The sequence below is a fragment of the Streptomyces sp. NPDC048295 genome (assembly GCF_040652135.1).
In the GTDB taxonomy this organism is placed as follows: domain Bacteria; phylum Actinomycetota; class Actinomycetes; order Streptomycetales; family Streptomycetaceae; genus Streptomyces.
In genome coordinates, this window is sequence record NZ_JBEZLL010000011.1 from 156,608 (window position 1) to 168,336 (window position 11,729).

Below are 11,729 nucleotides of genomic sequence, written 5' to 3' on the forward strand. Positions count from 1 at the left end.
GCGCGTGGGGGGAGGTGCACCGGGAGCTGTGGGGGCTCCGGTGCCACACGGAAAATGGGGTTCGAGCGTGCGAGCTCGAACCCCACCAAGAGGCAACATATTAGTCGCCTTCACGCATGTTCACCCAATCGGGTGCATGGCCATGCAGCGATCAGCCCTTGACCGCCCGGGGCGCCAGGGTCGCCACCAGAACGGCCTTGATCGTGTGCATCCGGTTCTCCGCCTCGTCGAAGACGACCGAGTGCGCGGACTCGAACACCTCGTCGGTGACTTCCAGCTCCGCCAGCCCGTAGGCGGCCTCGACCTCCCGCCCGACCGCGGTGCCGAGGTCGTGGTAGGCCGGGAGGCAGTGCATGAACTTCACATCGGCGTTGCCGGTGGCGCGGAGCACGTCCATGGTCACGGCGTACGGCGCCAGGGCCTGGATCCGCTCGGCCCAGACCTCCTTGGGCTCGCCCATGGAGACCCAGACGTCGGTAACGACGAAGTCGACACCCTTGACGCCCTCGGTGATGTCCTCGGTGAGGGTGACGGTCGCACCGCTCGCACCGGCCAGCCGACGGGCCTCGGCGACGATCTCCCCGGCGGGCCAGTACGCCTTCGGCGCGACGATCCGGACGTCCATGCCGAGCAGGGCGCCGGTGATCAGGTAGGAGTTGCCCATGTTGAAGCGGGCGTCGCCGAGGTAGGCGAAGGCGATCCGCTCCAGCGGCTTGTCGCTGTGCTCGGTCATGGTGAGGACGTCGGCGAGCATCTGGGTGGGGTGCCAGTCGTCGGTGAGCCCGTTGAAGACCGGAACACCACCGTGGGCGGCCAGTTCCTCCACGGCCGCCTGGCTGTCACCGCGGTATTCGATGCCGTCGAACATCCGGCCGAGGACGCGGGCCGTGTCCTTCACCGACTCCTTGTGCCCCATCTGCGAACCGGAGGGGTCCAGGTAGGTCGTGGACGCGCCCTGGTCCGCGGCGGCCACCTCGAAGGCGCAGCGGGTACGTGTCGAGGTCTTCTCAAAGATCAGCGCGATGTTCCTGCCGCGCAGCCGCTGCGTCTCGGTCCCCGACTTCTTGGCGGCCTTGAGCTCGGCCGCGAGCTCGATCAGGCCGCGGAACTCCTCGGCCGTGAAGTCCAGCTCCTTGAGGAAGTGGCGGCCTGCGAGGTCTATGGCCATGGGACAGCTCCTGGGTCGGGCGAGGATCGCACATGCAGTGACCCTGGAAGTCTATACGACACACTGCATCGCTATACGGCATGCCCGCCGTCCGTCCGGTGCCCTCCGGCTGCTACACCGGGTCGCGCACCACCGGACAGCTCATGCAACGGGGGCCGCCCCTGCCCCGGCCGAGTTCGCTGCCGCGGATCTCGATGACCTCGATGCCCTCCTTGCGCAGAAAGGTGTTGGTGGTGGCGTTGCGCTCGTACGCGACGACGACGCCCGGCTCCACGGCCAGCACATTGCAGCCGTCGTCCCACTGCTCGCGCTCGGCGGCGTGCACGTCCTGGGTGGCCGTGAGGACGCGGATCGAGTCCAGGCCCAGGGCCTGGGCGATCGCCCGGTGCATGTGCTCGGGCGGATGGTCGGTGACCTTCAGGTCCCTGGGCCCCTCGCCGGGCTCGATGGTGTACGAGCGGAGCATGCCCAGGCCCGCGTACTTGGTGAAGGTGTCGCCGTCGACCATCGTCATCACCGTGTCGAGGTGCATGAACGCCCGGCGCTTGGGCATGTCGAGCGCCACGATCGTGCGGGCCGAACCGGCGTCGAACAGTCCGCGGGCCAGCATCTCCACCGCCTGCGGGGTGGTGCGTTCGCTCATCCCGATGAGTACGGCGCCGCGGCCGATGACCAGCACGTCGCCGCCCTCGATGGTGGACGGGTAGTCGTCCTGCCCCTGGGACCAGTGGTGGAAGGCGCCCGCGTCGGGGCCGGTGAAGAGGGGGTGGTGGCGGTAGATCGCCTCGAAGTGGACGGTCTCGCGCTGCCGGGCCGGCCACCGCATCGCGTTGATGGACACCCCGTCGTATATCCACGCCGAGGTGTCCCGGGTGAAGAGGTGGTTCGGCAGCGGGTCGAGCAGGAAGTCGTCCAGGTCCATCACATGGAAGCGGACCGAGGTCGGCTCACTGTGCCCGGACAGGAACTCCCGCTTGGTCATCCCGCCGACGAGCGCGTCGGCCAGCTCGCCGCTGGGCAGCTCCTCGAAGACGGCCCGCAGATGCTCGGTGGCGAGCGGGCCGTACTCCTTCTCGTCGAAGACCCGGTCCAGGACGAGCCGCCTGGCCACCGGGATGTCCAGCGACTCACGGAGCAGGTCGCCGAAGAGATGCACCGCCACGCCCCGGTCCCGCAGCACGTCCGCGAAGCCGTCGTGCTCCTCACGGGCCCGGCGCACCCAGAGCACGTCGTCGAACAGGAGCGCGTCCTTGTTGCTGGGGGTGAGGCGCTTCAGTTCCAGATCGGGGCGGTGCAGGATGACGCGGCGCAGCCGCCCGGCCTCGGAGTCGACGTGGAATCCCATGTCTCCATCCTCACCGTGCGCAGGCGTTTCACTCCCACGAATCGCCAGCGGGATCTCCGTTCATCGCATCGGAGATCCCGTCGACGATTCCCCCGCCCTCCGCGACAGGCGTCAGAGCCTCGGGTCGACCGGCTCCGACTCCAGGGCCAGCACCGCGAACACCGCCTCGTGGACCCGCCACAGCGGCTCCCCGTCGGCCAGCCGGTCCAGTGCTTCGAGCCCCAGCGCGTACTCCCGCAGGGCCAGCGAGCGCTTGTGGCCGAGGAACCTGTCGCGCAGCCGCTCCAGGTTCTCCGGGCGGGTGTACTCGGGGCCGTAGACGATCCGGAGGTACTCCCGGCCGCGCACCTTGATGCCCGGCTGGACCAGCCTGCCCCTGCCGTCCCGCACGAGCGCGGAGCGCGGCTTGACGACCATGCCCTCGCCGCCGCGGCCGGTCATCTCCAGCCACCACTCGACACCGGCGCGCACCGACGCCTCGTCGCCCGTGTCGACGACGAGGCGGCGGGTGGTCCGCAGGAGCCCGGTCGGGTCGTGCTCGACCAGGCGGTCGATCCAGGCCAGCTGCTCGTCGTGCGGTACGGAGGCCAGTGAGCGGCCCTGGACCGCGAGGATCTGGAACGGCGCGAGCCGCACCCCGTCCAGCCCCTGGGTGCTCCAGCAGTACCGGCGGTACGCCTCGGTGAACGCGGTGGCGTCCTCGGCGCGGCCCCGCTGACGGTCGGCGAGAGCACCGACGTCCACACCGCGGGCCGCTGCCGCCGCGAGGGCCGCGTTGGCCTCCGGCAGGGCTGCGCCGGACGCGGCGCCGACCGCGGCGTACTGCGAGCGCAGCAGCCCGCCCGCCTTGAGGGACCAGGGCATCAGCTCGGCGTCGAGCAGCACCCACTCGGTGCCCCACTCCTCCCAGAGCCCGGCGGCGGTGACGGCGGCGCGCAGCCTGCCGAGGATCACCTCGGTGAGCGCGACGTCGTCGAGGAACGGCCGTCCGGTACGGGTGTACAGCGCACCGGTCGGGCCACCGGCGGAGTCGGAGGCGCCCGCACCGAACCGCTCACGGGCGGCGGCCGCGTCCCTGCAGACCAGCGCCACCGCACGCGATCCCATGTGCTTCTCCTCGCACACGACCTCGGCGACGCCGTCCGCCCGGTACTGCGCGAAGGCCTCGGCCGGGTGCTCCAGATAGCCGTCCTCGCGCGAGGTGGCGGTGGGCGCCATGGTCGGCGGGAGGTAGCCGAGCAGCTGGGGGTCGACGGCGAACCGGCTCATGACTTCGAGCGCGGCGGCGGCGTTCTCCTCACGGACCGCGATGCGGCCCATGTGCCGGGTCTCGACGATCCGGCGCCCCTGCACGTCGTCGAGGTCGAGCGGCCGCCCCTCCCGGCCACCGGGTGCCCCGGTAGCCAGCGGCTTGGCCGGCTCGTACCAGACCTGCTCGGCGGGTACGTCGACGAGCTCGCGCTCCGGCCAGCGCAGCGCGGTCATCTTCCCGCCGAAGACGGCTCCGGTGTCCAGGCAGATGGTGTTGTTGACCCAGGAGGTGTTGGGCACCGGGGTGTGCCCGTAGACCACGGCGGCACGGCCGCGGTACTCCTCCGCCCACGGGTAGCGCACGGGCAGGCCGAACTCGTCGGTCTCGCCGGTGGTGTCCCCGTACAGCGCGTGCGAGCGGACCCGTCCGGAGGTGCGGCCGTGGTACTTCTCGGGCAGTCCGGCGTGGCAGACGACGAGCCCGCCCCCGTCGAGCACGTAGTGGCTGACGAGGCCGTCGATGAACTCGCGCACCCGGCCCCGGAAGGCCGGGTCCTTCTCGTCCTCCCGGTCGAGCTGCTCGATGGTCTCGGCGAGCCCATGGGTGGGCTGCACCTGGCGGCCCTTGAGGTAGCGGCCGAGCTTGTTCTCGTGGTTGCCCGGCACGCACAGGGCGTTGCCCGCCGACACCATGGCCATGACGCGGCGCAGCACCCCGGGGCTGTCGGGGCCGCGGTCCACGAGGTCGCCGACGAAGACCGCCGTACGCCCTTCGGGGTGCGCTCCGTCGACATAGCCGAGCTTGCCGAGCAGGGACTCCAGCTCGGAGCTGCAGCCGTGGATGTCACCGATGATGTCGAAGGGGCCGGTGAGGTGGCGCAGGTCGTTGTAGCGGCGCTCCAGCACCACTTCGGCGCGGTCCGCCTCTTCCTCTGTGCGCAGGACGTGCACCTTGCGGAAGCCCTCGCGCTCCAGTCCGCGCAGCGAACGGCGCAGTTCGCGACGGTGGCGCTGGATGACGTGGCGCGGCATGTCGGCGCGGTCGGGCCGGGCCGCGTTGCGCGCTACGCAGACCTCTTCGGGCAGGTCTAGGACGATCGCGATGGGCAGCACGTCGTGGCTCCTGGCCAGCTGGACGAGCTGCTTGCGGCTCTCGGACTGGACGCTGGTCGCGTCCACGACGGTCAGCCGCCCGGCCGCCAGCCGCTTTCCCACGATGTAGTGCAGGACGTCGAAGGCGTCACGGCTGGCGCTCTGGTCGTTCTCGTCGTCGGCGACCAGGCCGCGGCAGAAGTCCGAGGAGACGATCTCCGTGGGCTTGAAGTGCCTGCGGGCGAAGGTGGACTTGCCGGAGCCGCTGGCCCCGATGAGGACCACGAGGGAGAGGTCGGTCACCGGCAGCGTGCGTGAGGTAGTGGTCATGCGGCATTCGCCTCCTTCTCGGTCCGCTCGCCGTTCTGCTTCGCGGCCTCGTTCCGGTTCCGCTGCGTGTTCTGCTTCTTCGTTTCGTTCCGGTGCGGCTGTCCGGCACCGTCGGCCGCGGTCATCGTGAACACGGCCATCTGTGTGGGCGGTCCCACCTCGGGGTCGTCCGTCCCCACGGGGACGAAGTCGACTCCGTATCCGTGCCGCTGCGCCACTTCCCGGGCCCAGTCCCGGAATTCGGCCCTGGTCCACTCGAACCGGTGGTCGCCGTGGCGCACATGCCCGGCCGGAAGGGTCTCCCACCGGACGTTGTACTCGACGTTCGGCGTGGTCACGAGCACGGTCCGGGGGCGGGCCGACCCGAACACCGCGTACTCCAGGGCGGGCAGTCTCGGCAGGTCGAGGTGTTCGACGACCTCGCTGAGCACGGCCGCGTCGTACCCCTTGAGCCGCTTGTCGGTGTAGGTGAGCGAGCCCTGCCTGAGCGTGACCCGGGCGGCCTGCCGCTCCCCCATCCGGTCCAGCTTCAGCCGGCGCGACGCGATCGTGAGGGCGCGCACCGAGACGTCGACGCCGACGATCTCCGTGAAGCCCACGTCCTTGAGCAGGGCCTGCACCAACTGGCCCTGCCCGCAGCCCAGGTCGAGCACCCGGCTCGCGCCCGCGGCCCGCAGCGCGTCGAGGATCGCGGCGCGCCGCTGCTCGGCGAGCGGGACCGGCTTCTCCTCGGTGTCGGTGGTCTCGTCCACGGCGTTGTCGATGCTGTCGACGTCGAGATCGTCCGACTCGGCGAGCCGCACCAGTTCGAGCCGCTGCATCGCCTGCCGGGTCAGTCCCCAGCGCCGCGAGAGATAGCGGCTGGTGATCAGCTTCTGCTCCGGGTGGGCGGCGAGCCAGCCCTCTCCCGCCCGCAACAGCTTGTCCACCTCGTCCGGCGCGACCCAGTAGTGCTTGGCGTCGTCGAGCACCGGCAGCAGGACGTAGAGCTGCCGCAGAGCGTCCGCGAGCCGCAGCTCGCCTTCGAGCACCAGCCGTACGTACCGGGAGTCCCCCCACTCCGGGAACTGCTCGTCCAGCGGTACGGCCACGGCGTCCACGCCCGTCCAGCCGAGCGGCCCGAAGAGCTTGCGCACCAGCTCCGCACCACCGCGGGCCGGCAGCGCGGGCACCTCGATCCGCAGCGGCATCGGCGCCTGCGCGCGCTCGGGCAGAGCACGGCACACACCGTTCAGCGCGGACTTGAAGACCGCGCTCAGGGCGACGGACAGCAGCGAGGACGCCGCGTACGGGCGGTCGTTGACGTACTGCGCGAGCGCCGCGTCGGGAGCGCCGCCCCGGCCCTTGCCCTTGCCGCGGCGCACCAGGGCCACGGGATCCACTTCCAGCAGGAGCGCCGCGGTGCAGCGCTCGGCGGATGCCTCGGGATAGAAGACATGCGCGGTGCCGTGGGAGGTGGAGAACGTCTGCGCCCTCTCGGGATGCTTGTGCAGCAGGAAGCCGAGGTCGGTAGCCGGACGTCCGGGGTCGCCGGTGGTGCTGATTGTCAGGAACACACGTCCGAGTATGGTCCGGTCCGTTCTCCCCCCACCAGGTATTTTCACGTGTCCACGGCCTCGTCGGCCACCGGCGGGGCGAGCAGCCCGGCCAGTTCCGCGACAGTGTCCGGACCGACCCGGCAGCAGCCGCCGATCAGCCGGGCCCCGGCCTGGGCCCAGGCCCTTGCCCTGCCCGCGTCGAACGTGGCCGCTCCGGCCCATTCCCGGTCCCCCTCGTCCCACCGCTCGCCGCTGTTGGGATAGACGACGACCGGCTTCCCGGTCACCTCGGCAGCCACCCGCACCGCCCGGTCCGCATCCGCCGGATCGCAGCAGTTCACCCCCACGGCCACCACCTCGTCGTGGCCCGAGGCCAGCCCGAAGGCCGTCTCCAGCGGCTGGCCCGCCCTGGTCCGCCCGCCCGCCACGCTGTACGAGAGCCAGACGGGCAGCCCGCATCCCTCGACCGCCCGCAGCAACGCCTCCGCCTCGTCGATGTCCGGCACCGTCTCCAGCGCCAGCACATCGGGCCCGGCAGCGGCCAGCGCCTCGATCCTGGGCCGGTGGAAGCGCTCCAGCTCCCGGACGGAGAGCCCGTAGCGGCCCCGGTACTCGCTGCCGTCCGCCAGCATCGCCCCGTACGGGCCGACCGAAGCGGCGACCCACACCTCCCGCTCCACCGCACGGGCGGCCCGTCGTGCCAGCCGGACGCTGCGGGCGAACAGCTCCACCGCCTCCGCGCGTCCGATGCCCCGCCGCGCGAATCCCTCGAAGGTCGCCTGGTAGCCGGACGTGATGAGCACCTGCGCACCCGCACGCACATAGGCGGTGTGAGCCGCCTCGATCTGTCCGGGCCCGTCGGTCAGCAGACGGGCCGACCACAGGGCGTCGGACAGATCGCAGCCCTGCGCCTCCAGTTGGTTGGAGAGACCCCCGTCCAGCACGACGGGCCCCGCCGCGAGAGCACTGGCGAGCGTGCGGACGGGTTTCCGGGCGGGCGCACGGAGGGGAAACGGGTCGCCGGACGGCCGGGCGGGGTGCACAGGTGACTCCCTTCGTCCTCCTGTTGTCCTTGAGGTCCCGGGCCCCGGACCCAGGCCCCATGCCTCAGGCGAGCTGGGACTGGACCTGGGAGGAGATCAGCTCCAGGTGGTCCAGATCCTCCAGGTCCAGGACCTGGAGGTAGATCCGGGACGAACCGATCGCGCCGTACCGGCCGATCTTGTCGACCACCTCGGCGGGCGAGCCGGCCAGCCCGTTCGCCTTCAGCTCCGCCACCTCACGCCCGATGACGGAGGCACGGCGCGCCACCTCCACGTCGTTCTTTCCGACGCAGACCACCAGGGCGTTGGAGTACACCAGGTCGTCCGGTGCGCGGCCGGCCGCGCGGGCGGCCTCGCCGACCCGGCCGAACTGCTTCTCGCTGTCCTCCAGCGACGCGAAGGGGATGTTGAACTCGTCCGCGTAGCGGGCGGCCAGCCGCGGTGTGCGCGTCGCACCGTGACCGCCGATCAGCACCGGCACCTTGGCCTGCGTCGGCTTGGGCAGCGCGGGTGAGTCGGTGAGCTGGTAGTAGGTGCCGTCGAAGCTGAACGTCTCGCCGATCCCGGTCGCCCACAGCCCGGTGATGATCTCCAGCTGCTCCTCCAGCCTGCCGAACTTCTCCTTGGGGAACGGAATGCCGTAGGCCCTGTGCTCCTCCTCGAACCACCCGGCGCCGAGACCGAGCTCGACCCGCCCGCCGGACATCTGGTCGACCTGGGCGACCTGGATGGCCAGCACACCGGGGAGCCGGAAGGTCCCCGCGGTCATCAGGGTGCCGAGCCGGATCCGCCTGGTCTCACGCGCCAGCCCGGCCAGTGTGATCCACGCGTCGGTCGGGCCGGGCAGCCCGTCCCCCGGCCCCATGCGGAGGTAGTGGTCGGAGCGGTAGAAGGCGTCGAAGCCGAGGTCCTCGGTCGCCTTGGCGACGGTGAGCAGGGTGTCGTAGCTCGCCCCCTGCTGGGGCTCGGTGAAGATTCGAAGATCCATACCTCCATCCTGCACCTCCGGGCACCGGCCGCCGCTCTCCTCCGGCCTCCCCGCGCGGTCACTCCCGGAGCCTTGCCCGGCCGCGGCCGGCCGCGGTCGTACCCGCCGGTGCGCCGGTCGCACCGTACGGCCCGTGCGCACCGTACGGGCCGTCCCGTCCCCGGCCGCGCTCCAGATCCTGCTGCCGCTCCCTGTCCTGCTCATCGAGGCGGCGGAGCATTCCGTGCACCCGGTCCATGGACTCGTCGGCCGCGTCGATCGCCTCCATGCACTGCCAGTAGAGCCCCTGCTCATCGGTCTCGCAGGCCACCCCGACCAGCGCCATCCCCACTTCCCCGAGCAGTGTGCCCAGCGCCGTCAGCGTCGCCCGGGGATCGGCGAGCCCGGAGAGCTGCGCGGCCCGTGCCACCCCGGCACGCGCCGCCGGGTGGTCCAGCGCCCCGCCGCTCCGCCCGCCGATCTCACTCAGCCCGCGCGCCTCGCCCCGTAACTCCTTGGGCCCCTCGGCAGCCAGGCGGCTGCCGATCGCCTGGGCCAGCGCCTGTGCCTGCCACGCCTCCGCGATGATGTCCGGCGTCCCCCTGCTCTGAGCCAGAGCACGCCGGCTGACTCCTACAAGCCGTTCCGCTTCCATGCGTTCCCCCGTCCGTACGAAAAGCCGCTCACCTCATCCATTACCCACAGTGAGGTCACTGGTACCGAAAAGCCAGGGGAATTCGGAAATCTATGGACACTAACTCGATTGTGGATAAGTCGATCACTCCGAAGAGTGACGATCACTCGGTTCCGGGGAGTCCTGGCGCCCCGGCACCGGGAAGCGGGACTCGTTCCGTTCGATCTTCTCCGACAATGCCGTGAGCGCGTCGATCCCCAGCACCTCGCAGAACTGCAGCAGATACGCGAGGACATCCGCGACCTCGTCCGCGACCCGGTGCGCCGTCTCGGGCCGCTCCATCACCCGCGCCGATTCCTCCGGCGTCAACCACTGGAAGATCTCCACCAGTTCGGATGCCTCGACGCTCAGTGCCGCCGCCAGGTTCTTCGGGGTGTGGTACTGCTCCCAGTCCCGTGCGGCCGCGAACGCGGCGAGCCGTCTCTGCAGGGCATGTACATCAGGTTCTGTCACGGCTCCAGGTCTACCACCGCCACCCCGGGCGTCTCCCGGGCCCCCGTCGCGCCGGGCTCCGTGACCGTCCCGACCAGTCTGAGGTGTCCGGCCGCCCCGATCGACACGGCCAGGGACAGCAGTTCGCGCAGCTGGCCGCCGTCCAGGTCCCGGTCGAGTCCGTCGGCCAGCACGGTGAGGGTCTGCATGGCCGACGGCACCTCCCCCGCGGCGTCCACCTCCAGCACCCCGGGACCGGCGAGCAGCACGAGGGCGAACGCGAGGTAGCGCAGTTCGCCGTCCCCCAGCCGTCCGGCCGGGGTGGCCCGCCCCCCGCCCCGCCCGACCGTCGCCCGCAGCGATCCGTCGATGAGCCGCTCGACGCCCAGCGCGGTCACCGGCCCCGCGCATCCGGCACGCGCCGCGGCGACCAGCCGGGCGTGGCGCTGGGCGCACTGTGTGTGCGTACGCTCAAGCACCGCCGCGAAGTTGTCGCAACCGCGTCGCAGCCCGCCGTCACCGGCCGGCACGGGGGCACGCATCCGCTGCGGCCGCGGTTGGCACGCGAAGACCGACCGCAGGGCCACGACCATCTGTTCGGCGGCGGCCAGCACCCGTAACTGCCCCTCGGTCCGGCCCGCGACGCGCAGCGGCAGCAGTGCCGTGCCGAGGCGGTCGTCCGGGAGCGGCGCACGCGTCACCGGGACCACGCCGGCGGTGTGCCAGGCCGCCTGGACCATGGAGCGCCCCGGGTCTCGCAACGCGGTGGTGAGCAGGGTCTCGCCACCACCGGTGAGCCGTTCGCCGACGATGCGGAGAGCGGGCTCCGCCTGGACGGCGACGTCGAGCCGCACCGGTCCCGCCGGTCCGTCCGCCGTGCAGCCGATCCGGAACCCGCGGCGGCCCTGCGCGTCGGCCGCGGCCCCTTCCGGCACGCAGCCCTCCGGGTCCGGGAACACCTCGTCCAGCGGGTCCCCGGCGCCCAGCCGCGCCAGCGCCTCGTAAGCCCGCAGCGCGCTGGACTTTCCACTGCCGCCGGGCCCCGTGAAGAGTGTGACCGGGCCGACCGGGAAGACGGCTCCCCGGTGCGAGGCGAAGGAGGACAGCCGCAGCTCGGTGACGACGGGTCCGGCAGAGCGCTCCGGCCCGTGCGGAGGTCGCGCGGCCTCCGTACGGGCCGGAGCCCGGGCGGCGGTGGGCGGCCCGGCGGACCCGGAGGGGCCGGTCGGCGGTGGCGGGGTGACTTCCGGACGGAGTGCGGTCATGGGCGGACGGTATGCGGGCCGTGGGCCGGCGAACCGTTCCGCCTGAACGACCTTCCTACGATCGGAGTACATGAACCGGCCCACCCCGGCCCGGGCCGCCCTTCCCGGACTACGAACCGGGAAGGCCCGCCGCCGTGACTCCCTCGACCTCCATGCCGACCGGCGACAGCAGGAAGACATTCCGGTCGACCCGGTGCATTCCGCTGCCGAGGCCGAAGACCACCCCGCTGGTGAAGTCCAGGATGCGCTTGGCGACGTCCGTCTCGGCGCTGGTCAGGTCGAGGAGCACCGGGATCTGGGCGACCAGGTACTCGGCCACCTCCCGTGCGTCCGCGAAGACCTGGACCCGCAGCACGACGAGTCGCCGCTGCTCCGAGGCCGGGCCCTCGTCGGGGACCGAGCGGTGATCCACCCGGGACGGCCACTCGTTGCGGCTGCGCAGAGGTACGACCTGGGCAAGCCCCTCCCACTGCTCGTCCGTGACGTCGTACCTGTCGTACCTGCTCACCGGACCACCCCGTCTGTGCTTCGGTTGGCGTTGCGCCGGCTGCGCTCGCTGTTCATCGGGCAATTCTCTCGCCACTCACCCGTTCGGCGTACCACC

The 11,729-nt window shown here is 71.6% G+C and carries 10 protein-coding genes; all 10 read right to left on the reverse strand.

Going from position 1 to position 11,729, the window contains the following annotated elements; translation table 11 throughout:
* Window positions 1-151: 151 nt before the first annotated feature.
* Window positions 152-1,168: an ornithine carbamoyltransferase gene (argF, locus tag AB0D53_RS18725; RefSeq protein WP_362447468.1), complete on the reverse strand. Its 1,017-nt coding sequence runs from the start codon at window positions 1,166-1,168 to the stop codon at window positions 152-154.
* A 112-nt stretch (window positions 1,169-1,280) separates the two neighbouring features.
* Window positions 1,281-2,513, reverse strand: a complete 1,233-nt coding sequence (locus tag AB0D53_RS18730; protein WP_362447471.1) for an arginine deiminase — start codon at window positions 2,511-2,513, stop codon at window positions 1,281-1,283.
* A gap of 111 nt (window positions 2,514-2,624) precedes the next feature.
* Window positions 2,625-5,186 (reverse strand): polynucleotide kinase-phosphatase, encoded by a 2,562-nt coding sequence (locus AB0D53_RS18735; protein WP_362447474.1) that lies wholly within the window; start codon window positions 5,184-5,186, stop codon window positions 2,625-2,627.
* Window positions 5,183-6,742, reverse strand: a complete 1,560-nt coding sequence (locus tag AB0D53_RS18740; RefSeq protein ID WP_362447477.1) for a 3' terminal RNA ribose 2'-O-methyltransferase Hen1 — start codon at window positions 6,740-6,742, stop codon at window positions 5,183-5,185. Before AB0D53_RS18740 ends, AB0D53_RS18735 begins: the two co-directional genes overlap by 4 nt.
* A gap of 44 nt (window positions 6,743-6,786) precedes the next feature.
* Entirely contained in the window at window positions 6,787-7,767 is a 981-nt protein-coding gene (gene mmuM, locus AB0D53_RS18745; protein ID WP_362447480.1) for a homocysteine S-methyltransferase, read from the reverse strand.
* A 64-nt stretch (window positions 7,768-7,831) separates the two neighbouring features.
* Window positions 7,832-8,755 (reverse strand): LLM class F420-dependent oxidoreductase, encoded by a 924-nt coding sequence (locus AB0D53_RS18750; protein WP_362447483.1) that lies wholly within the window; start codon window positions 8,753-8,755, stop codon window positions 7,832-7,834.
* A 58-nt stretch (window positions 8,756-8,813) separates the two neighbouring features.
* Window positions 8,814-9,389, reverse strand: coding sequence for a DUF6099 family protein (locus AB0D53_RS18755; RefSeq protein WP_362447486.1), 576 nt, complete (start codon window positions 9,387-9,389; stop codon window positions 8,814-8,816).
* A 123-nt stretch (window positions 9,390-9,512) separates the two neighbouring features.
* On the reverse strand, window positions 9,513-9,881 hold the full coding sequence (locus AB0D53_RS18760) for a nucleotide pyrophosphohydrolase (RefSeq protein WP_362447489.1): 369 nt from the start codon (window positions 9,879-9,881) through the stop codon (window positions 9,513-9,515).
* Window positions 9,878-11,125 (reverse strand): ATP-binding protein, encoded by a 1,248-nt coding sequence (locus AB0D53_RS18765; RefSeq protein ID WP_362447492.1) that lies wholly within the window; start codon window positions 11,123-11,125, stop codon window positions 9,878-9,880. Before AB0D53_RS18765 ends, AB0D53_RS18760 begins: the two co-directional genes overlap by 4 nt.
* Window positions 11,126-11,234: 109 nt before the next feature.
* A complete protein-coding gene (locus AB0D53_RS18770) occupies window positions 11,235-11,633 on the reverse strand; it encodes a cell division protein SepF (protein ID WP_362447495.1) in 399 nt (132 codons plus the stop codon).
* Window positions 11,634-11,729 lie beyond the last annotated feature (96 nt).

Coding starts and splice junctions, on each gene's coding strand:
- AB0D53_RS18765 (WP_362447492.1), bottom strand. CDS start 11,125: ATGACCGCACTCCGTCCGGAAGTCACCCCGCCACCGCCGACCGGCCCC.
- argF (WP_362447468.1), bottom strand. CDS start 1,168: ATGGCCATAGACCTCGCAGGCCGCCACTTCCTCAAGGAGCTGGACTTC.
- AB0D53_RS18730 (WP_362447471.1), bottom strand. CDS start 2,513: ATGGGATTCCACGTCGACTCCGAGGCCGGGCGGCTGCGCCGCGTCATC.
- AB0D53_RS18750 (WP_362447483.1), bottom strand. CDS start 8,755: ATGGATCTTCGAATCTTCACCGAGCCCCAGCAGGGGGCGAGCTACGAC.
- AB0D53_RS18735 (WP_362447474.1), bottom strand. CDS start 5,186: ATGACCACTACCTCACGCACGCTGCCGGTGACCGACCTCTCCCTCGTG.
- AB0D53_RS18755 (WP_362447486.1), bottom strand. CDS start 9,389: ATGGAAGCGGAACGGCTTGTAGGAGTCAGCCGGCGTGCTCTGGCTCAG.